The sequence below is a fragment of the Paenibacillus sp. CH40 genome (assembly GCF_024213605.1).
Classification (GTDB): domain Bacteria; phylum Bacillota; class Bacilli; order Paenibacillales; family Paenibacillaceae; genus Paenibacillus; species Paenibacillus polymyxa_B.
The window spans coordinates 263,799-285,724 of record NZ_JANAVQ010000003.1; the positions used below are offsets into that span (position 1 = coordinate 263,799).

Genomic DNA, 21,926 nt, shown 5'->3' on the forward strand with positions numbered 1-21,926 from the left:
CTTTCTGGTCAGTATCTAGAATCTTCCCGATTTAAAAATGGAATATAGCAAAAAGGCAACCATTAAGAGGGCCACAACAAAGCCGATTTCAATGGCAGGTACATTCCACAGCATGGTCGCCTGATGATTCAGCGATGAACCGATAATCAGTCCGACCATAATAATGCTGAACGCTAATAGCACGATACTGAATGACAGGCGGTTGCTGATCTGATCCAGCCTGCGCAGAAGCATTTCCAGCTCCGGCACAGTAACCTCCAGCTTAAGCTTGCCCTTGCTGATAATCGAGGCCAAATGCCTCGCATGTCCTGGCAGTTCCATCAGCGTCTCCACCAGCTCAGTCGCACCACCCAGCAGCTTGCCTCGGATACGACGACCGCTGAAGCGTTCCTTCAACAGCTTGTTACCAAAGGGCTCAGCCAAAGCGATAATACTAAGATCGGGGTCCAGATGCTCCACGACCCCCTCCAGTGTCAGCAACGCCTTGCCTAGCAACAGGACGTCCGACGGCAAACCAATCCGATGGCGCTGCGCTGCGCCAAATAGGTCGTTCAAAGCATCACCAATACTGACCTGTGAGAAAGGAACGTCTGAGTAATCTTCGCGTATCTTGTCCAGATCGGCACGCAGCGCATTCAGGTCGGTGTCCGGTTCGACCAGACCCAAACGTTCGATAGACCGAACCATGGCATCGGTATTTTTGCGCATCAGGGCAATAATGAGGGAAGCGAGATGATTCTTCATCTCTTCGCTCAACCTTCCCGTCATGCCAAAGTCCAAATAAGCAAGACTGCCATTTTTCAAAACGAGTAAATTCCCCGGATGGGGATCGGCATGAAAAAATCCCTCTATAAAAATTTGATGCAGCATGCTGTTCACCAGCCGCTGCGCCAGTTCTTTCAAGTTATATCCACGGCGTAATAGCTCTTCACGACTACCCAAGTGAGTTCCGTCTAGAAACTCCATAGTCAGTATACGGGAAGAGGTATGATCCCAGTATATTTTCGGAATATAGATATGTGGGTCCTGCTCAAATTGGAGCGCAATCTTCTCTGTATTACGGGCTTCATGGTTGTAATCCAGCTCCTGAATGAGCGATCTCCCTAGCTCCTCCACCATCTGGCGAAGCTGATACCGCTCTACCCATTCCCAGCGCTTGGCTGCCATAGCGGTTAGTTCCCGCAAAATGTCCAAATCTCGCCGAATGATGCGATTAACGCCAGGACGCTGGATTTTAATGGCGACCATTTCGCCGCTGTGCAGCTTGCCCAGATGCACTTGCCCGATCGAAGCAGCAGCCAGCGGAACATCGTCAAAACGAACCAGTATGTCCTCTAATGACGTGTTCAGCTCTTGCTCCAGAATGCCACGCGCCGTTTCAGATGAAAACGGTGGTACCTGATCCTGAAGCTTAACCAGCTCACGGATAATAGGCTCCGGCAGCAGGTCAGCACGTGTGCTTGCCAACTGTCCAAGCTTGATGAATGCAGGCCCCAGATCCTCCAGCACAAGTCGAATCCGTTCACCTAGCGTTTTGGACTCGGGAGTTTCTCTCGTCAGCCACTTGCGAGGCAATGACAGCAGCTGGAACAGTCCCATTTCTTCCACCATATAGCCAAAGCCATGACGCGCCAGCGCCATGGCAATTTCCCGGTAACGACCGGCGTGCTTCATACGAACCGCCATTTTAATCCAGCCGGTTCGCTTCTTCAGCGTCGCTCGAACCCGTAAGCGCCGCCTTTTCTTTTTCCAGCTCCGCTACCTGTTTTTCCAACAATGCCACACGCTGCTCCAAACTTGTAACATCATTTTCGGTAGGTACTTCCAGCTCCTGCAAAATGCGGCTAACCTGTTCGCGGATCACTGTTTTGAATTGTCCCTGTTCCTCTGCCCCTCGTTCGATCAGACGATCGACCAACGCTTTGGATTCCGAGGGCGCAAGTTCTCCCCGGTTTACAAGATCCTCGACGGCTTTCTCCACCTTTTCTTTGCTGACAACGGTGAGGCCCCACCCCAATGAGATGGCTTTTTTGAACAAATCGCTCATAATATATCCTCCCCTACCTGTGATTACCTATAGTATAACCTGAAAAGGGGAGCCGCATAAAGTTCGCAGCTCCCCTTCCTCAATGAATGGAATGATCTATGTTTAACCTGGAAAGCGTCCAGCCCACTTGGCAGCCTGAAGCAGCAGCTTGCGGTATCCCTCGTGTTGGAAGCTTGGCTGATTATGTCCAGGCATCAAATAGACGATCCGACCCAAGCCATAGGACAGTGACCATGCCGCCGGCCACCACTGGCCTTCGTGTTCATATTCCATCAGTAGTGTTTTTTCAGTGAATGGATCAAAATCAAAACGATACGGCTCCTCTTGCATCTCAAACGGCTCAATTCCTTCCATAATCGGATGATCCGGCTCCGTTACTTTGAAGGAAAGTGGACCTGCAGCCGGGTGTCGCAAGAAACGTGCCCCCATTAACTGTGCAATTTCATACCGTCCTTGCAATGTGATTCCGTTATGCAGCACAAGCAATCCACCCCCGCCGCTAACATAAGACAGCAATCCTGCTGTTTGTTGAGGTGACAGAACCTCCTTGCGGCTATCGCAGTACGAGATACATAGATCAAATGAGGTTAGATTTTCCTTGAGCAGCATTTTACGATTCTCACTACACTGTACCGTCATCCAATCCTGTAAAATATGGCTAATCTCTTCGTCCACCCCTTGCAGCGGGTGAAACTCCGGATACGAATAATCTCCTAACAACAATGCTTTTCTTTTTTCCATGATAAATCCTCCTTGCCTGACTTGTATATAAGGACTTTAAAGGCGGGGCCCGTGTCATTTATTCTTGTTTGTGGGGTCAAAACGCTCAGAAAATTCCGTTTGGCCCTTATCCATTTCCCATAACACCGCCATCATTGTCCGAGCTACGGCATATATAAATAATTCTACAGACGACCTATTAAATCCTTTAGCAGACGATTATAGCATATATGTTCGCTCGGAATAAACTTATTAAAACTTATTCAAAATTTATAAATCTGAACGATGGCGATTCGGCCTGTTTATGGTATACTCGTAAGAAAAAAAGTGCGTCCATGCTTGATTAACAATGAAGGGCGCTTTTTGTAAGAATTTATGCTTGCGGTTATAGAATTGATAAGAATTGCCTCAAACCTTATACATTCTATAAATCTTAAAAAACCGGGGAGGTTGCATGAATGAAAAGGACTGGAATGACCCGGCCCTTGGACAGCTTGGGGCGAATTGTGCTTCCTAAAGAGTTGCGCATGACGATGGAGATTGACATCGGCGATCCATTAGAGTTTTTTATTGAAGACCAGACACTCATGCTCCGTAAGTACAAATCAACCAACTGTATATTTTGCGGTGCGGTTGATACCAACACCTACTTTAAAGATCAGTTTATCTGCGATGAATGTGCAGCCTCGATGAAAACGGAAGATTTAGTTCCGGTCACAGCGACTGAAACCCATTCACCCCCACTTAAGCAAAATATGCATATGAAAAAAATTTATCAGCGCACAGACGTTATTTTGGAAAAGATGAGAGAGCTTATGGAAGAACATCCAGCATCTTCACAAAAGCAACTTGCCTCCATGCTTGGCGTGAGCCAGGGAAGGATTTCCCAGCTGAAAAAGCTCATGTAAGCGAGTCACCAAAAAAGTAATGTATACGCTTCCATACTATGTAAGGTTTAAATCTATTGAAATTTAGAAAAGCCGGACCCTTTAGGGGACTCGGCTTTTTTCGTTTATATGAAGTAGTGGACTCGTTTGCAAACCTATTGACCGTAAGCCCGGCATTGTTCTACCCAGCGTGCTGCCGCCTTGGGAAGAGATGCAAGATGAACATGCGTGTAGGCTGCCAAAAGGTTCCCTTTCGCATAGCCCTCGCTCTGGAGACCACGCATCCCCTTGGTTTGATAGGCGTAGGAGTAGGGGGCGGATGATTCATCATAGTGCATGACAGAATAATGAAATTCATGTCCCCGAATGGTCTCTCCAGCTTCCAGCAGCAAGCAATCCTGCAAAGCGGTTGCTTCCCGGTATCCCAGTGCAGCCCGTTTCTTTTGCATGCGGACGTCCGACGGAATAACCCCGGCCATGTGATAGGCATTCCCCATACGATCCGTAAGTGTCCGTGCCAGTACCATATAACCGCCGCATTCGGCGAATACTGGCATATCCCGGCTTACCGCGTTGCGGATATCTTCCAAAAAGCCCGTATTTGCAGCGATATCTGCGGCAAACTCTTCGGGGAAACCGCCGCCCAGGTATAGGCCGCTTGCCTGCTCAGGTACGCGTTCTCCCGCCAGCGGACTGAAATAGACAATCTCTGCTCCCGCCTGACGTAGCAAATCCATATTTTCCGGGTAGTAAAAATTGAACGCCGCATCTCTGGCGACGGCGATGACGGGACGTTCCCCGGTATCAGCTTCATGCCCTGCTGATGGAAGCCAATCCGGGGGAAACAACGGTTGTGCGGGCAGAGACAACGGCGGAGCCGAATCCGCCAATGCCCGCAGTGCATCCAGATCCGTACCCGCGCGGATCAGCTCTGCCGCCCGTTGGAAAAGCGGCTCCAGCTCGCCGCGTTCCACAGCGGGTACTAAACCCAGATGACGCTCGGGAATATCCAGCCCGTCATCACGCTTTAACCAGCCGAGCACGGGGATGCCGCACTCCTGCTCAATCGCCTTTTTGACGATGCCATAGTGCCCTTGGCTACCGCAGCGATTCACAATTACGCCCACAATGCGCAGCTTGGGCTCCAAGCGCTGAAAGCCGAGCACAATAGCGGCGGCGCTTCGTGCCATACTGCGCACGTCGACCACCAGCAATACAGGACTGTCCGTCAGCATGGCGATCTCAGCGGTCGAGCCGGTGTTGCTGAGCGGGTCCTTGCCGTCATACAGCCCCATGACGCCTTCAATCACGGAAATATCCGCGCCTTCGGAAGCACGGATAAAGGTTTCACGCACCGTATCCGGTGAGGTCATCCATGAATCCAGATTACGGGAAGAAGTCCCGGTCGCGGCAGTATGATAGGTCGGATCGATATAATCCGGCCCGCATTTAAACCCCTGCACTCGCAGGCCGCTGTCGGCGAACGCCTTCATCAGCCCGAGGGTAACAGTCGTTTTGCCTGCGCCGCTGCCTGTTCCGGCAACAACAATACGGCTTCTGCGCGTAGCGGCAGACGGATCAGACTGTACAACCTGCTTCATGACGTCAGTCATAGGAAACCCGCGCTACAGACAGCGTCATATTGCCGCTTTTTTTCTTCTCCAGCAGCCAATGGTCTGCACCAGAAGACAACAAGGCTGAAGGTTCACTGACCCCATATGCGCCAGTGTATTTGAAGACGGTTTCCGATGGATTGGGAAGCTGAACCGTATTCAGCTCTGACGGAGTATACGTCACCAGTTCCCAACCGTATTTGGCGCAAAGGGCAAGTAAGCCCTCTTCGTCCTTTTTCAGATCAATGGTGGCAATATTCCGTACGCTTTTCACGGACAAACGCAGCTCTTGCAAGGTGTCCAGCACACCCGCCTCCAGTTCCTCCAATGCAGTCCCACGGTTGCAGCCGATGCCGAGCACCAAGCTTTTCGGACGGTACAGCACGCCATTAGAAAGAAGCTGCTGCTCTTCCTCCGGCTCCAATAAACGGTCACTCACGACCAACGCGGCGTTAAACGGTTCTTGCAATGCTTCTGCCGTCGAAGCATATACCTTGATATGTCCAGGTACAGGCTTGTCATAACGCCACCAGTTCCGTTCGCCTGTCTCTTGTATAAGCGCAACAGGCTCCTCGTTCACAACAGCAGCGCTCACAGGAGTCGCCTTGTCGAAGCTATCGACCACCCAACCCAATTCCCGACCAAACATGTCCACCGGGATCGTGCCCTGCACGTCCGATGCAGTCGTGATTACAGCACGTGCGCCTAGTACAGCCGCTACATGGCGGGTCAATTCATTGGCGCCACCCAAATGGCCAGACAATACGCTAATGACATGCTCGCCACGATCATCAATGACAACTACCGCCGGGTCTACCTTTTTATCCACCAAAATTGGTGCAATCATACGAACCACTGCACCGAGAGATATAAACAAAATAATACCGTTATATTGTTTAAATAAATCCGGCAAAATCAGCTTGACCGAGCCTTCAAACAATTGAATGCCACGCTGCTGCTCGTCGCCACGCTCAAACTTGGACATGTAATACACATCCGTGCCCGGAAAGCTGGCTCCCAAATTGCGGACCATTTCCACTCCATGCTTCGTGATCGCCACAGCGGCAAATGGATTACTCACCGGGCTTCACTCCCTTCCGGTAGCCATGGGTGAACGACTTGTCATACAGCTTGGAACGATGCGCGTCCTTGTCCACCAGTCCCGGATCGAGCGCCCAGCCTGCCAAAATCATGGCATGCATCGTTATGCCTGCTGCACGCAAATCGGCGGGTAATTGAGCAAGCGTCGTGCGTACGATCTTTTGGTCCGGCCAGGTCGCACGCTGCACAACTGCTACAGGTGTGTCCTCACTCCAGCCTGCCGCCAGAAACTCAACGACCACCTTCTTTGCCAGCGTTGCGCTGAGGAACAGTGCCACTGTACAGTGATGGGATGCCAAGTCACGCAGCTTTTCCCGATCCGGTACAGGTGTACGGCCTTCGGCACGCGTCAGAATGACCGTCTGCGTCAGGTCAGGCACAGTTAGCTCTGCACCCAGCACCGCCGCAGAAGCAAAGACCGAGCTGACGCCTGGTACGATTTCATATGCTACTCCGCGCTGCTTCAGCAACACCATTTGCTCCAAAATGGCACCGTACACTGCCGGATCACCTGTATGTACGCGAGCTACACTGCGTCCAGCCTGCACAGCCTCGCTCATAATCTCGACCTGCCGCTCCAAATCCATGCCTGAGCTTTGCAGTACCTGCGCCTCTGGCTTGGCCGTGGCAATCAGCTCGTCGTTCACGAGTGAATCCGTGTACAATACCACATCGGCCGTGCGTAGAATCCGGGAGCCTTTGACAGTAATCAGCTCCGGGTCGCCTGGACCTGCTCCTACGATATATACTTTGGGCTCCAACGTCATTTGCTCACCACCATTAAACTCAAATATTCAAGCTCCTGTCCGCGCAGCTCACGTGCGTCGCGCCATACCATTTCATAAGGGGAAGTGACCTTGGTAATGACTGATGCACGGTCCCCAAGATGGAGTTCATCCAGCACATCCAAAATCAAATCCAGCACCTTGGCAACCTTGATAAACACGACCGTATCGTGATTCTCAATCGCCCGCTTCATCGCTTCCCGATCATCCGTAGCCGGAATAATACCGACCTGCTGATCTCCGTCTGCCAAAGGCAATTCCAGCGCTGCCGCCGCTCCCAACACAGACGAAATGCCCGGAATAGATACAATCGGCACCTCAGGATGGATATCCTTCATGAGCCGTGCCAAATGAATAAAGGTACTGTACAGATTAGGGTCTCCCTCTGTGACAAAGGCTACATCCTTGCCTTGGCTCAGTGCCTCCCAGCAAGCAACCACCGTTTTGTTCCACTCACGCTCCAGTACAACCGGGTCCTTGGTCATTGGAAAAATGAGTCCCAGCATCTCCTTTTCCTCCGGGTTGACGTACAACTCCACGATCTCGTGAGCATACGACTTACCTCCCCGGCGTTTCTTCGGATAAGCCACAACTGCACATTCCTGAATCATGCGATACGCCTTGACTGTAATCAGCTCGGGATCACCCGGCCCCACGCCTACGCCGTAAAGTGTTCCTGTTGCCGCCGTATTCATGCTGTCTCTCTCCCCCTCTTGAATTACCAGCTTACTCCCCTGCTACTTCGTCAGCCACGTCCACCGACGGCTGTCCTGTAATAACATATATCGGATTGAGTCCCTCAAAACGAGTCATATTCAAAATCGGCTTGCTGCGCGCTGTTTGCAATAACGTCACTGAAGTTTCGAGACCTGCTGCTTGCATCGCCTTCATCCCATCATGCAGCGTCTCAATCGTTGCAGCATTCACTACAATTCGTCCATCCTTCCGCAGACGGGAAGCACACAGACGAATCAGTTCGGCCAATTCCCCCCCGCTCCCGCCGATAAACACCGCATCCGGGTCTGGCAGATCTTCCAGTCCGGCAGGCGCTTTGGCATGAATAACCGGGAAATCGGTACGGAATTTGATTTTGTTTGCTTCGACATTAGCCAGATCGCCTTCGTTCTTCTCAATGGCAAATACTTGCCCATACTTGGCCAGCCGCGCACATTCCACCGCTACAGAGCCGGAACCTGCGCCGATATCCCATACGATGCTTCGCTCGGTCAGACGCAGCTCGGACAAGCTGAATACGCGTACTTCACGCTTCGTGATCAGTCCTTTTTCCGGCTTACGCTGGTGAAATTCCGCATCCTCGAAGCCAAATCCCCGACGAATTGCAGGCACGTCTTCACCCTTACGGCGGCGCAAAATAACTACATTCAGTGGTTGGAACGTTCTCTGCGCCATCTCATCCAACGTATAATGCTGATACGCCTCATCCGGTCCGCCCAAATGCTCGCCGACAAAGGCCTCATATTCCGTCATGCCATAATGCAGCAGATAGGCAGCGACTGCGGCGGGATGATTTCGGTCGTCCGTCAGCAGCGCGACCTTGTTCTGTCCATCGATCCGCTGCGCCAATCCGGTCATCGGACGGCCGTGTACGCTTTCCAGCACCGCATCCTGCCAACTTTCACCGAGACGCGCAAACGCCAGCTGAACCGAGCTGAGATGCGGCAAAATATCCAGATGTTCCGCCCCCAGCTTGGTAGACAAATAACCTGCAATTCCAAAAAAAAGCGGATCGCCTGACGCAAGCACGACAATATCCTTGTCCTTACGCAACCGTCCCAATTCTTCTACCACGGCAGATAAGCCGCTCTTTAATGTTCGTTTTTCCCCTGCGAATGCCTTGAAAAAGGCTAGCTGGCGTTCTCCACCAACCAGCAGGTCGGCACGCTCAATGTGCTCCAGCGTCTCCTGCGACAGACCTGCCGCTCCATTTTCACCGATACCAATGACACGAATCACTCTACTCACCGACTCTCGCCCTCCCCAGCACGTTCCCTTTCATCGTTACCAGTACCATTTCCACGACAATTCCACCACCTGCATGGTCCAGACAATGCTGACATCCATAGGTACACAGCTTTTCAAAAAAGCTAAGCGCATTCGCTTCGGTCATCATATCCGCCACCTGCGTAGCTGTATTGGCCTCTGCCACTGCCGCTGCAAGCGACTCGTCCACACCTGCTTCACGCGCGACCTCAGCCAAAAAGCCAAAATCCACCGGAGCGCTCTTGGAGTGTACCATCATGACACCTTGAGCTACCTTCGACAGCTTGCCAGGCATACCGACGAGAATAATCTTTTTCATTCCCAACCGTTTCCCATGCTTAATGGCAAAGCCGACAAAATCCCCCATCTGAATAAAGGCCTCTTCCGTCAGCTGATCGTACATTTGCATGGCATATTTTTCACTGCTGCCGCCTGTGGTCAGGACTATTTCCTGGCAGTTCATCGCTTGTGCAACCGATATGGCCTGCACGACGCTGGCTTTATAAGCTGACGTGGAAAACGGAACGACCACACCACGCGTGCCTAGTATGGAAATACCGCCAAGAATGCCAAGACGCCCGTTCAGCGTTTTCTTGGCGATTTCTTCGCCGTCCGGTACGCTGATGACGACACGGACACCTTTGGCCGATCCGTGCTCTTCAAGCACGCCTGTCACAGCCTCCATAATCATACGTCGCGGCACCGGATTAATCGCTGCTTCCCCGACAGGCACAGGCAGACCGGGCTTCGTTACCCGCCCTACGCCGATGCCGCCATCCAGCTCAATACCCGGCTCCTCGCGCCAGCTAACAGAGGCGATAATTTTCGCCTGATGCGTGGCATCTGGGTCATCGCCACCGTCTTTGATCGTCGTGCAGGAAGCTTCGTCCGCGTCCAACACAGGCTCGATCAGCTCAAACGCATGATCGAATCCCGCGGGCAGCGATATCACTGCTTCCTTCGGTGGAATGCCCGTGATGAGCAGTTGTACCGCTCCTTTGGCCACTGCAGCCGCACAAGCTCCAGTCGTAAAACCTGAACGCATTGGCTTGTCCGGCGCGGGAGCTTCACCGCTTTTCATCCGTTTGGGCCTGTTGGCGGACGCCGCTTCCTTTTCCATGCCAATTCCTCCTTAACCTCTTCTGCTGATCATGTTCTAATTCATTTCATGATACAGCAAACGGACAACCGCATCTAGCGGATAGCCATTAAGGAGATCGCATTCAATGCTGCTACGACAATTGTACTGCCACCCTTGCGTCCAATATTCGTAATGAACGGAATATCCAGCTTGCGCAGCTCATCCTTGGATTCTGCTGCCGATACGAAACCGACGGGCATGCCAATCACCAGTCCGGGCTTAGCCGCTCCTTCTTTTACCAGACGGATCAACTCCAGCAACGCTGTCGGCGCATTACCAATGGCATAAATGCCACCTTCGCCCGCCTGAATCGCTTTGCGCATCGAAATAATGGCGCGTGTCGTATTCAGTCTTTTCGCTTCTTCCATGACGTCAGGGTCAGATATGTACACATGCACATCCCCGCCAAATTGACGGATACGATCCTTGCTCAGCCCCGCTTGAATCATCTGCACATCCGCCACTACCTGCTGTCCTGCGCGAATAGCTGCAATCCCAGCTTCAATCGCCTTTGGATGAAACACCATGCTGCGGCCCAGCTCAAAATCAGCAGATGCATGAATGACACGCTGTACAACGGGATATTGCTCTGCTGTAAAAGGATGCTCTCCCAATTCTTCTGTGATCATCTCGAAGCTTTTGCCCTCAATTTCCTGCGGCTGCACCGTTAGCGGTTTGAATTCTGTTTTAAAATCCATGGTAGACCACTCCCTTATGGAAAATTAGAAAATAGTTTAGGAAAATGACAATTCATTGCTACAAAATCATAGATACCTCTTAAAAACACCTGTTTTAAGATGACTATATTTTAAATACATGCCAGAAGTCGTTCCTGATGGACTGGACTCGCAGGGGTAAGGCTCAACTCAAATTGAAGTTCTCTCTTTTGTTGTGCGCAGTGCGTCGATGACTCCGCCGAAATGATCAAATACTGTGCCAAATTCCACTTCCGGCCTGGAAATCAAAAGTACGTGAATCCCCAGCTCCAATGCAGATTGAACCTTTTCATCCACTGCTCCCGTGCGTCCGCTTTCCTTGGTGACCATCACGGTCGTGCCATAGTGCTTGTACAATGCTTCGTTCATCTCGCGGGAAAAGGGTCCCTGCATGGCAATAATATTCTTTTGCTCCATGCCCAGTTCGCCGCATTTCTCCATATTGTCCAAGCGCGGCAGCATGCGTGCAACCAGACGAATCTCCGGGTCTCCGAGTAAATGCTTGGTGAACGTGCCGAGCGTCTTACTGCCTGTCGTAAGCATTACAGAGCCTTTGAGTTGCTTCGCTTCTAATGCGGCCTCTTCATAGGAAGACACGATGTGGAGCAATGGATGATTGTCATACACCAGTCCCGCCCGCTCGTAGCGAATATAAGGAACTCCGGATTCGCGAGCGGCTGTCATTGCATTCGCATGTGCTTCTTCTGCAAAAGGATGACTGGCATCAACAACCGCCTGTATTCCCTGCTTCCGAATCATTGCACTCATTTCATCGGCTGTCATTCGGCCTGTACGTACGTCCAGTCCTGCCTCGGACAAGCTGGCTGCCGCGCTTTCGGTTACAACCGAGGTCAATACGTTGAAGCCATGGTCACGGATTTGCAGCGCCAATTCCCGAGCATCGCTCGTTCCACATAGCATGAATATCATGAGCCCTTCACCTGCCCGCTTCCATTCACTACAGATGGCGTATGAGAATGCTCGTGATGGTGATCATGGTCATCATGGCTGTGAGCATGGACATGCTCATGAGTGTGATCGTGGCTGTGTGTATGGTGATCATGATGATCGTGCTCATGTGCATGATGATGGTGATGATGCTCATGATCGTGATGGTGGTCATGGTCGTGGTGATGATGGTGGTGCTCCTGCGCCTCCAGACGGAACTGGCAGTTATCACAATTGGCCGTAACCTTGCCGAACAAGCCTTCCTTAGCTCGCTCCAGCACCAGTTCAATCAATTGAGGATGGAAACCAAAATATCCTCCCATTTCCACTTGTAATGTAGGGTGAGCCTCGGCAAATTCCTGGGTCATTTCTCCGATGCGCTTAATCAGCACACCCGTGAACAGAAAATAGGGAAGCACGATAATCTTTTTGGCCCCCAGTCGTACACAACGCTCCAATCCATCGGGAAAAGAAGGCTGCGTCACACCGATAAAGCTGCTCTCTACCCACGTATAAGAAAGCTGTTCCCATAGCATACGGGTGATTTTGAAAAAGTCACTGTTCGCATCTGGATCGCTACTTCCGCGTCCTAACACAAGTACCGCCGTTTCTTCGTCGGATACCTCGGCAAATGCCTCTACAGCGCTATTCATTCCCGCTGGAACTGCAACCGGACGGGCCTCTTTCAAGCGGCTTTGCAGAATGCTGACGATTTTCTCGTGAACGCCAATCGGGCGTCCATATACAAATTCCACCTGCGGATATTTTGCTTTTGCCCGATCAATAGCCATCGGAATATCAATTTTGGCATGTACCGCTGCGAACAAGATAATCGGAATGAGAACGACACGCGTCGCACCTTTCTCCACACATGTTTGCATCCCATCAGCAATGCTGGGACGTGCCAACTCCAAGAAACAGGTTTCCACGCACATATCCGGTACCCGGTCTGCCACTGCCTGTGCAAATTCCAGCAGTTCCTGGTTCCCCTCCGGGTCCCGACTTCCATGTCCAACTAACAATATTGCATCCACTGCTGTTTTTTCCTCCTCTTTAATAGGGATAGCCTGCATGACGCCCTATTTTATATATATGCTTGTATCCAGTTCATCAGGCCTTCAGTCCATTAATCACCACAAACCGCATTCACTTCTACCGTTGCTGGTGCATCTTCATGCCGGAAACCCGCAACGACACCTACACGTTTAAAAAATTTATGAAAACGCTCATTCGGATGCCCTTTTTCCTTATATTCAGCGATGACGTTCTCCACAATGTCAGTAATTTGATCACTCGGAATCCCTTCCGCTACGGGCTGAGCGGCATGAGCATTGCGACCGAATTTTTTGCCACCAAGGAAGAGGTCGTATCCTCCCTTGCGATAGACGATGCCGATATCCTCTAGCACCGCTCCATAGCAGGCCATACCGCATCCATTCAAAGCAATGCTCGTTTCCTTGGGTGCCTGTAATCCGCCAAGTACAACCTGTAAATGCTCAGCCACAGGCACAGCGTCATCCTTCTCCATATTGCAGAAGTCGCACGCCTTCACCTTAAACACATCGCCAATCGGCATGACAATGAATCGTTCATCCCGCAGCCGTCCGACCAGTTCCTCGGGGTCTGCACACGGTACGCGCAGCACGATCTGATGATCTGGCGTGTATTCCAGCTCGCCGTCATCACCCGCTACCTCGGCGAGCAGCGCCATCTGGCGAGCGGTGAACTTCTTGTTTCCCACCCCCGGGGAAACGCCCACCTCAAATAGCGCAGGCTTGCCAAAGCCGCCTGTCGCCATCCCGACCGGGGCCCCCGCTCCGGCCACCGCTGACGTTCCGGCGGTGCTCTCGACAGTAGGCGCTTGCCCGCCCCAGCGAGCGTTGGCTGCGCCAGGCAGCTTGCCGCCAACAGCGAGGCGGCTTAGTGCCTCTGCCGCCAGCGATGCCGGGGCTGCTGCGCCGGTTTGCACAGCGGTCGTTGCCTGCACGGCAGCCATCGCTTGCGGGCGTGCCTGCGTCGCAACCGCAGCGCCGCTCGCGGAGGGTATAGCGGGCGTAGTCGGGGCTGCGCCTGCCTGCGGTGTATCCTCTTGTGCGCCCAGCGACCACGGCTCCGCTTCCGTGCGGAGACGCTGATGTGGCTTGAGCGCTTGCTCGGTCGCATCCAGCGTGTATTTGCGCTGATATCCGCGCGGAGTCACGATCAAGCCGTCATACACCGTTGTCGAGGAATTGCCGATGATTACAGTTGTCAGCATCCCGATGTCATGATTCAGCATATCTTCCAGCGTCGTTACAATAACTTGCTGACGTTCACGATAAGCACTTTTCACCAACCCAACTGGAGTTTGCGGATCGCGGTAACGCAGCAAAATGGACTGCGTCTCCACAATCTGGCGGGTACGCCGACCACTGCGCGGGTTGTATAATGCAATCACAAAATCGGCCGAAGCCGCTGCTTCTACACGCTTCACAATCGTTTCCCATGGGGTCAGATGATCACTCAGACTGATCGTGCAAGCATCATGCATAACTGGCGCCCCCAACAGTGAAGCACAGGACTGAATAGCCGATATCCCCGGCACGACTTCTACCTCAACCCCGTCCTCGCGTCGCCAGCCTTTTTGCATCAGCACTTCGTACACCAGCCCTGCCATACCATAGACTCCTGCATCTCCACTGGAAATGACAGCTACCTTCTTGCCCATCTCTGCTTGGCGAACCGCCTCCTGCGCACGGCTCACTTCCTCTGTCATCCCTGTGCGTACAATCTCTTGTCCGTTCAACAACGGACGGATCAAATCAACGTAGGTATTGTAGCCGATAATGACCTCACTTTCGGCCAGCGCATCCAGCGCCCGTTTTGTGATATGTTCCATATCTCCTGGTCCAAATCCAATCACCAGCAATTTTCCTAATGGGCTCATCGTGCTCCTCCTATTCACCCTTTTCAGGGCAGCTATCCTATCTATTTCAATGATTTATGGACATCCTGTAACTCAAAAAACCCCATCCTGCCCGGATGGGGTTTCTATGTACGTATCTCTCATCAGACGAACAAACAGCGTAAGAAGACACTATTTGTCTTCCTCCAGCCTGCCGTTGTTTTCCACCTGTCTGTTTACGCTTCAAACGCTGCTGCACGTTCATATCCACGCAAACCTCTAACCAACATGGAAAAAGCAACGTGTGCCTGATTTCCTGATTTCGTACACCCATCCTCTCCGCGAAGGTTAACGGTGCATACAGATCAAGGTAGGTCTCCTGGCTTGGCATCAACAGATTCTTTCGTCTTCCCCGTTTTTCACGAGTGACCATTTAAAAAAATCCTCTTCCTTACAGTGGCGGGACCGCTCGGGATTTGCACCCGATTCCCTGTTACCCTTTGCTCAACCGCAAAGGCACCTTGTCTGTCCGCTATTTGATTATGGGTCTTATCATAACCTTGCCTCAATCAGTTGTGCAAGCACGAAAAACGCTTTATTTCAAGTTCTCTGCTTTATTTTTTAACATATGTAGCAATTCGTCCGGGTCGGCAGAGATGCTTAGTAGCGCTGGATGCTCAGACCCAGTAAACCCTTCTTGCACGCTATGACGCACCATTTCTACTAACGGGTCAAAATATCCATTCACATTCAGCAGCCCAATCGGCTTGCGATGAATGCCAATTTGCGCCCAGCACAATACCTCGAACAGCTCTTCAAAGGTTCCCAAGCCACCCGGAAGGGCAATAAACGCATCGGCCATCTCGCTCATTGCCGCTTTACGCTCATGCATGCTTGCTACCTCAATAAATTCGGTAACCCCCCGATGAATGATCTCTGCATCAAATAACAGGGTGGGCATAATGCCAGTGACCTGACCGTCACCCGCCAGCATTCCATCCGCCACCTCTCCCATCAGCCCCCTACTGGAGCCACCGTAGATCAGACGGATATGATGGCGAGCCATGGCTTCTCCCAGCTTGCCTGCCGCTTCAACATATACCGATGAATGTCCAGGTCTGGACCCGGCAAATACACAAATAGAATTCATTAACGTCTCAGCTCCTGTCCTAAGTATCATGCATCGAAACTTATTCATTATATTAGCTAAATATTTTCGCTATAACAAAAATCTTTGTCGATGCATGTCCAATAAAAAAAGATAAAGACCTCGCAGGCCCTTATCTTTATTTTACGCTGTATCCAAAAATATAAGTTCATTTTTAGCATACTATATTTATAATTTCTATCTCATTTCAATGACCATTCACGATCTTCAAACCACAGCCATGCACCGAATCGTTATGTTCAAAATATTTGCCCAGCTCCACCATCATTGCGCCCATGCGCTCTTCGGTTGGAAACACGACTCGATCAATCCCCTCTTCCACAATAGACTGCGCAGTCACCTTCCCTACTGATACAGCAATCACATCCTCACGGAAAGCTTCCAATAATTCCTCAATTCGATTTTGCTCTCTCGCATATTGGGCTAAAAATCGAATTTGCGGACCACTCGTGAACGTAACAGCATCAACATTACGATGGATAACATCCTCCAGTAACGCCTGCAATTTTGCTTCCTCAGGTGGGATATGCTTATAAGGAAGTACCTGGCGGGTCACTGCCCCCTGCTCGTCCAGCCACTTTACCAACCGTGGGGCTGGATCGCCATGCAGTTGCAACAATACTTCTTTTCCCTTCAGATCGTATGGGGCGAAAGCTCCTGTCAATCCGATCAAACTTCCGTCCTCGTCTCGTACTGCTGGCGTAAAGCCACGCTTTTTGAGTCCATTGACCGTCTTGTAACCCCGCGCTGCAATGTTGGAAGATTGCAGCAACTCCATAATCTGCTCAGCCACGCCCATATCCTCTGCCATATCGAACAGGGCATCCAGCCCCATACCTGTCGTGAAGATGTACCAGTCCGGAGGGTGCTTCACCCACGATACAACAGCGTTGCGCAGCTCGATATCATCCAGAAAAACGGTACCCTGGGCCGGGCGCTGTACTGGCTCACCCCCCATCTTCACAACTAGCAGCGCCATTTCTTCTGCTTTACGGGGACCAGCAAGAGCGACTCTCTTGCCTGCCATGCGTTGTGCCATTCTGTTGCCTCCCTTGTAGATGTCGTATTTCTTTCTACCAAGTATACAATCAGAGGGGTAAAAGACAAATAAGAATTACTTTTCCGATGAATACAGTAATCTTATAAGTGGCCGTGTCCTGTTCTGCCTTCATGCTGGCTTTCTTTCTGACTACTGCTATCCCGCTCTCCGTTAGATGCCCTATCATCTCCGCCTTTCCCTTTAGATTTGGGTCGGAGCAACATCCATAGCAACAAAGGCATGATAACAAAAAAAATGATCATCACCGCGGTCCACTCCCGGCTGAACTCATAAATTTGCACAATGTTGGAGAACAGCATAAACGAACAGACATAGCCTAACAAACCTACGGGCCAAACCATCAGGCTCCCCCAGGCTTGGGCAAACATCCGCTTTACCGCCAAACTGGTAACGTACAGATCAACCCCAATCTTCGTAAGAAAAGTCGGTACAGTCAGTGCTGCCACGAACAAGTCGAACCGATCCAGAAAGTCCGTTAGCTGCAATTGACGCACCAGTTCATACGATGGATAAAACAGCCGTGACAAGATAGGAACACCAATAACCAACTCGGATAGCAGCACCAGCATGGTCAGAAAAGCGGTTCCGAGCAAATGCCCAAACCACGCACTACGCCCACTATAGCTCTTCCCAGAAATCACAAAGGGGACTATCATAATATCGGCCATATAACCCAGCATGCGCCAACTCCCCTTGATTACTCCCTCTACTTCTGGATGTAAGTAGGGTCTCAGCATCGAAAAATCCATATTACGCCCAAAAAAAAGCGGCATGGTCAACAGCGTCACAATCAACAGCGGTATAAAATTCTCGGTCATATTCACGATGGTGCTTATTCCGCCTTTAGCCATAAATACCAGAGTCAACAGCACAATAAGAGAAGTGACCACAATCGGAGTCAGCGGCAAAAGCACCACCTCCACCAGATCCGTAATAATCCTCAAATCCCGTGCAAAGATGATCAGGAATAAAATAAGGTAGATTGCAAGCAGCACACGGCCCAGCACAGGGTGAGAGCTCACCATCGCCTGCATCAGATCCTGATTAGGGAACCGGCGTTTAAGTTTCAACATCGCCCAGATCGGCAAGCAGAGCACGATAGCCGCAATTATACAGGTCCAGTAAGCATGCTGATTCGCGTGATCCGCTGCCTGCGTCGGAGCATGTATAAGGGTAATACCGACCTCCATCAATACACCAAGCAGCGCAATTTGTCTGGTTGTGAACTGTTTCATGCAGGTACATCCTCCTTTTGCCCGCAGGCATCCATTACACGATTTACAACGTAGGGGGGAGCCACATGGCAATAAAACGGGTTAGCCATGTAGCCACATAAACGGTGCTCTTCGTTGATGTTCCGTAAATCCAGATACCAATGCTAATAACATACAGTACGCGGGAGACCCAGCGATTGATGGCTGGGGCATTGTGAATATTTTTACGGTCCATCAGATACATGAAGAGCATAACCAGCACCAAAGGTAACAGAAATACTTTATTCATTGGATTTGCTCCTTTTTGACCCCGAATGGTTTGGTGACCGCACCGATATTCTCAATATGCACGACCGGATTTATGGTGACCTTCACCTTGGGATACAGTTGTTCCCATTGGGGTTTGATCCGTTTCCATTCATACGGTTGACTCGTAATAATAGCCCGGCCCAAACCAAGTACGTCTGAACGATACTTTTGCTGAATCACCTGAACAGCCTCTCCCAGCTCCCTCTTAATTTCCTCGGCTGTCTGCTGCTCCAGCCACTTCAAATTTTCCTCGTTGGAAATATCGAAACTCGTCTCATTTTCCTTCACATTCCCATTGCAGTTCATATGAATGGTCATTCGAATCTCATCCCCTTGAATATGGGGCTTAATTTGGACTTTATTTTCGATGAGGTGTACAGATATGTAACCTCTACCTTTGGGAGGGGGAATAAATATTTCTGTCTCCTTGGCTTGCTCCATACCCAAAAGCAGAAACCGACTGAGGTGGTTATCAATAATTCCTGTTAACCTGTCTTTGCGAAACACAGCCAGTCCATCGACCTGAATATTCGTTTTCTTGTCTTTAAGGTTAGGGGGCCCATTCTTCACCAGAGACATTACTGGTACCACCGGGTCAACGCCTTCCAGCAGGACGGAATTCATCAACAGCTTAACGGAACGAGGTTTTTTCATATAGGAAATATTGAGCTCACGCACCATTTCTGCTGGATATTGCTCTATCGGAGCATCTGCCTGAAGCAATTCCATCGTTGAACCCTTCGTAATAACAACCAGGGACGACAGACGGTTCTGCGGAACACGTGCCAGTACATCCATCATTTTGCTAATCCCTTCTCGTGCCAGCGCCTCGCCGAACAGCAGCACCCGCCGATGGGAGTAATTGAGTGTTCGTGAAACTCCGCGCTGTTCCTCGGTACTTGCTCCTCGAAAGCTTGGGCCTATTTTGGACTCCAGATAGTAGGATTTCGTACCACTGGTACCTCCCCCTCCTCCTGTACTGCCCGAAGATCCGAGTTGTCCGGGTAGAGCGATTTGCATCGTTACCCGGTATTGATCGCCTTCCTTGTCCAGCCCGGTACCCATCACGAAAGCCACATCATTCACTTCACGGCGATCCCAGCATCCTCCCAAGAGAACAGAGCATAGCAGCAGACAACAGAGCACAGCGACTTTACGTATTTGTTGTGTATTCGATTTGGGCTTCATCACCATCCCTCCTCGCTTTTAGGCGTTCCATTCATCTTTTCCTTCGCTCGTTTGTTGTTGTCTTTACCAATCCAGGAAGGACGTTTGGTCATTTTCCACCAAGGCGCGCGGACGACGATATCCTTTTGATCCATATGGTTGTATGGGCTATATCCACTCATATAAGGGACACCAAACGAGGTTAGCTTGGTTAGATGCGTAGCAATCAGCGTTGTCGCAATAATGATCCCAAACAATCCGAATAAACCCGCCATCAGCATGATGGGAAATCGCAGCAGACGAACCGTGATGGCAAAGTTAAAACGCGGTATGGTAAACGACGCAATACCTGTGAGCGACACAACAATGACTATGGGCGCCGATACGATTCCTGCCTGTACTGCGGCCTGCCCAATGACGAGCGCACCAAGAATACTGACGGCCTGACCGACCGTTTTGGGGAGACGAATCCCTGCTTCCCGTAATGCCTCAAAGGAAATCTCCATCATCAATGCTTCCACCAGTGCTGGAAAAGGGATGGATTCGCGAGCCGCCGCAATACTCAGGATGAGCGTCGTCGGCAGCATATCATGATGAAAGGTCGTCACCGCTACATATAATGCAGGCAGAAAGAGAGCCATTATGAGAAAAAGAAAACGAATCCAGCGCACCATATTACTGATGAAAAAGCGCTCGTAATAATCCTCGCTCGCTTGCATCATCTGCCACATGGTGACTGGCCCAATCAGAGCAAAAGGCGTTCCGTCCACAAAAATGGCAAAACGTCCTTCCAGTAACTGCGCAGTGACGGTATCCGGACGTTCAGTGTATTCCATTTGCGGAAACGGTGAAAACGGATGATCCTCAATCAGTTCCTCAATATACCCCGTCTCCAGAACACCATCAATTTTAATATCGCTGAGCCGTTTTTTTACATCCTCCACCAGCTTCGAATCTATGATCCCTTCAATATAAGTAAGGACGACGCTCGTTTGAGTTTCTGTTCCGATGGTCATGCTGTACATCTTGAGCTTGGAGGTCTTCAGCTTGAAGCGTAACAGTGCCGTATTAACGCGAAGAGTCTCAGTGAAGCCCTCACGCGGACCTCGAATAACCGCTTCTGTCTGTGGTTCCTCTACGCCACGACGGACACCGCCCTTGGCGCTAAAAATATACGCACGAGGCGTGCCATCTACGAACAAGGCGGCATTGCCGTCCAGTATCGCTGCCGATACCATCTTCCATTCGTCCATCGTTTTGGTCTGGGACATGGAGATACGAGTTTCATCCAGCGGCTCCAATTTGCCGTTCACTTCAGGGTCCTTGAGCATCATGCCCAGAATGACAGGCCGCAGGATATGATCCTGCAAATCCTCCGATTTTACCGTACCTTCAAAATAAGCCAACACCCCTTTGCGTTCAGGGGAAATCATGAGCTCTCGATAGACGATATCAGAGCAATCCTTGAAAATATCACGCAAAGCAATCAAATTGTCTTCCACACTGCTACGTAGCGGCTGTTCCAGCCACGAAGACTCAGGCAGTCCTTTAGGCACATTGGAATTTCGTGTCTTGCTGTCTGCGGCTGGAATCGCTCTCCGGCTCCACGGTGGCTTCGGCAACTTGGGAAAGCGCCCTTTCTTCATCGTTATTCCCCCTTTACGAATGAGCCGAACAGATAATATGACATATAGGATGTACCAGCCTGCAAAGGATTATGTATCCAATGAACTCAACATATTGAACGGATAACAAAAAGACCCTGCAATGATGCAGAGCCTTTGAAAAATCCATTATATATCTGAAAATTTATGATAAAGGAATGATTAATCTCCCCAATACTCCTCGGGATGGTATTCAATCTCAGAACCAGCTTCGAACGTAAGCTTATCTGTCTGATCATGATATTCCACGCTTTCCGGGGTGACGTAATACCAATGCTTCACCAGGGGGCCATCATCTACCGGGGTTACAAAACGAAATACGTTCAACTCCCCGCTATAACGCACAATCGCCTCCGCCATCTCACGCGGCAACTCTTGAAGCGTAAAGCGAAACACACCGTCCACCGATTCAAAATGACAATCGAAACTCTGCTTGCGGCTGTCAGCAAAGCTACGTCCCGTGACGGCATGCTTGATCAGCCATGTTTCCTGCTGCGCCAT

General features: G+C 50.8%; 21 protein-coding genes and 1 riboswitch. Of the genes, 1 reads left to right on the forward strand and 20 read right to left on the reverse strand.

Annotated elements, in window-relative coordinates:
- Window positions 1–15 precede the first annotated feature (15 nt).
- The 3 genes from NLX73_RS11170 to NLX73_RS11180 all read right to left on the reverse strand — a co-directional run bounded on the left by NLX73_RS11170 (window position 16) and on the right by NLX73_RS11180 (window position 2,788).
- Window positions 16–1,686, reverse strand: a complete 1,671-nt coding sequence (locus NLX73_RS11170) for an ABC1 kinase family protein (protein ID WP_254326182.1) — start codon at window positions 1,684–1,686, stop codon at window positions 16–18.
- Window position 1,687: 1 nt separating this feature from the next.
- On the reverse strand, window positions 1,688–2,047 hold the full coding sequence (locus NLX73_RS11175; RefSeq protein WP_013312404.1) for a phasin family protein: 360 nt from the start codon (window positions 2,045–2,047) through the stop codon (window positions 1,688–1,690).
- 102 nt (window positions 2,048–2,149) lie between these two features.
- A complete protein-coding gene (locus NLX73_RS11180) occupies window positions 2,150–2,788 on the reverse strand; it encodes a ThuA domain-containing protein (RefSeq protein ID WP_165177843.1) in 639 nt (212 codons plus the stop codon).
- A 437-nt stretch (window positions 2,789–3,225) separates the two neighbouring features.
- Here NLX73_RS11180 and NLX73_RS11185 point away from each other — a divergent pair, with 437 nt between their 5' ends.
- A complete protein-coding gene (locus tag NLX73_RS11185) occupies window positions 3,226–3,675 on the forward strand; it encodes an AbrB/MazE/SpoVT family DNA-binding domain-containing protein (protein WP_025721620.1) in 450 nt (149 codons plus the stop codon).
- A gap of 134 nt (window positions 3,676–3,809) precedes the next feature.
- On the opposite strand, the gene NLX73_RS11190 is transcribed toward NLX73_RS11185, so the two are convergent.
- The 17 genes from NLX73_RS11190 to NLX73_RS11270 form a co-directional block, all read right to left on the reverse strand.
- On the reverse strand, window positions 3,810–5,267 hold the full coding sequence (locus NLX73_RS11190; RefSeq protein ID WP_254326183.1) for a cobyrinic acid a,c-diamide synthase CobB: 1,458 nt from the start codon (window positions 5,265–5,267) through the stop codon (window positions 3,810–3,812).
- The gene (locus tag NLX73_RS11195; RefSeq protein WP_254326184.1) at window positions 5,260–6,348 is read right to left on the reverse strand and encodes a cobalt-precorrin 5A hydrolase; all 1,089 of its coding nucleotides are present in this window, start codon (window positions 6,346–6,348) and stop codon (window positions 5,260–5,262) included. The genes NLX73_RS11190 and NLX73_RS11195 overlap by 8 nt, the downstream gene beginning before the upstream one ends.
- Complete coding sequence (cobM, locus tag NLX73_RS11200) at window positions 6,341–7,135, reverse strand: precorrin-4 C(11)-methyltransferase (protein ID WP_013373518.1); 795 nt, start codon at window positions 7,133–7,135, stop codon at window positions 6,341–6,343. Before cobM ends, NLX73_RS11195 begins: the two co-directional genes overlap by 8 nt.
- A complete protein-coding gene (cobI, locus tag NLX73_RS11205; RefSeq protein ID WP_254326185.1) occupies window positions 7,132–7,848 on the reverse strand; it encodes a precorrin-2 C(20)-methyltransferase in 717 nt (238 codons plus the stop codon). Before cobI ends, cobM begins: the two co-directional genes overlap by 4 nt.
- Window positions 7,849–7,879: 31 nt before the next feature.
- The gene (cbiE, locus tag NLX73_RS11210; RefSeq protein WP_254326186.1) at window positions 7,880–9,136 is read right to left on the reverse strand and encodes a precorrin-6y C5,15-methyltransferase (decarboxylating) subunit CbiE; all 1,257 of its coding nucleotides are present in this window, start codon (window positions 9,134–9,136) and stop codon (window positions 7,880–7,882) included.
- A complete protein-coding gene (locus tag NLX73_RS11215; RefSeq protein WP_254326187.1) occupies window positions 9,129–10,274 on the reverse strand; it encodes a cobalt-precorrin-5B (C(1))-methyltransferase in 1,146 nt (381 codons plus the stop codon). The genes cbiE and NLX73_RS11215 overlap by 8 nt, the downstream gene beginning before the upstream one ends.
- Window positions 10,275–10,348: 74 nt before the next feature.
- On the reverse strand, window positions 10,349–10,993 hold the full coding sequence (locus tag NLX73_RS11220) for a precorrin-8X methylmutase (protein ID WP_254326188.1): 645 nt from the start codon (window positions 10,991–10,993) through the stop codon (window positions 10,349–10,351).
- A gap of 168 nt (window positions 10,994–11,161) precedes the next feature.
- A complete protein-coding gene (gene cobK, locus NLX73_RS11225; protein WP_254326189.1) occupies window positions 11,162–11,941 on the reverse strand; it encodes a precorrin-6A reductase in 780 nt (259 codons plus the stop codon).
- Window positions 11,938–12,993 carry a sirohydrochlorin chelatase gene (locus NLX73_RS11230; protein ID WP_069290591.1) on the reverse strand — a complete coding sequence of 352 codons (1,056 nt, stop codon included), beginning with the start codon at window positions 12,991–12,993 and terminating at the stop codon, window positions 11,938–11,940. Before NLX73_RS11230 ends, cobK begins: the two co-directional genes overlap by 4 nt.
- A 92-nt stretch (window positions 12,994–13,085) precedes the next feature.
- On the reverse strand, window positions 13,086–14,885 hold the full coding sequence (gene cobJ, locus NLX73_RS11235; RefSeq protein ID WP_254326190.1) for a precorrin-3B C(17)-methyltransferase: 1,800 nt from the start codon (window positions 14,883–14,885) through the stop codon (window positions 13,086–13,088).
- A gap of 310 nt (window positions 14,886–15,195) precedes the next feature.
- A riboswitch (cobalamin riboswitch) is annotated at window positions 15,196–15,381 on the reverse strand.
- 57 nt (window positions 15,382–15,438) lie between these two features.
- Window positions 15,439–15,993, reverse strand: a complete 555-nt coding sequence (locus NLX73_RS11240; RefSeq protein WP_250260206.1) for an LOG family protein — start codon at window positions 15,991–15,993, stop codon at window positions 15,439–15,441.
- A gap of 205 nt (window positions 15,994–16,198) precedes the next feature.
- Window positions 16,199–17,050 carry a uroporphyrinogen-III synthase gene (locus NLX73_RS11245; protein ID WP_068938986.1) on the reverse strand — a complete coding sequence of 284 codons (852 nt, stop codon included), beginning with the start codon at window positions 17,048–17,050 and terminating at the stop codon, window positions 16,199–16,201.
- A 101-nt stretch (window positions 17,051–17,151) separates the two neighbouring features.
- A complete protein-coding gene (locus NLX73_RS11250; RefSeq protein WP_254326191.1) occupies window positions 17,152–18,306 on the reverse strand; it encodes a GerAB/ArcD/ProY family transporter in 1,155 nt (384 codons plus the stop codon).
- A 43-nt stretch (window positions 18,307–18,349) separates the two neighbouring features.
- Window positions 18,350–18,574: a hypothetical protein gene (locus tag NLX73_RS11255; protein WP_254326192.1), complete on the reverse strand. Its 225-nt coding sequence runs from the start codon at window positions 18,572–18,574 to the stop codon at window positions 18,350–18,352.
- Complete coding sequence (locus NLX73_RS11260) at window positions 18,571–19,782, reverse strand: Ger(x)C family spore germination protein (protein ID WP_254326193.1); 1,212 nt, start codon at window positions 19,780–19,782, stop codon at window positions 18,571–18,573. The genes NLX73_RS11255 and NLX73_RS11260 overlap by 4 nt, the downstream gene beginning before the upstream one ends.
- Complete coding sequence (locus NLX73_RS11265; RefSeq protein ID WP_254326194.1) at window positions 19,782–21,407, reverse strand: spore germination protein; 1,626 nt, start codon at window positions 21,405–21,407, stop codon at window positions 19,782–19,784. The genes NLX73_RS11260 and NLX73_RS11265 overlap by 1 nt, the downstream gene beginning before the upstream one ends.
- 180 nt (window positions 21,408–21,587) lie before the next feature.
- The gene (locus NLX73_RS11270) at window positions 21,588–21,926 is read right to left on the reverse strand and encodes a hypothetical protein (RefSeq protein WP_254326195.1); all 339 of its coding nucleotides are present in this window, start codon (window positions 21,924–21,926) and stop codon (window positions 21,588–21,590) included.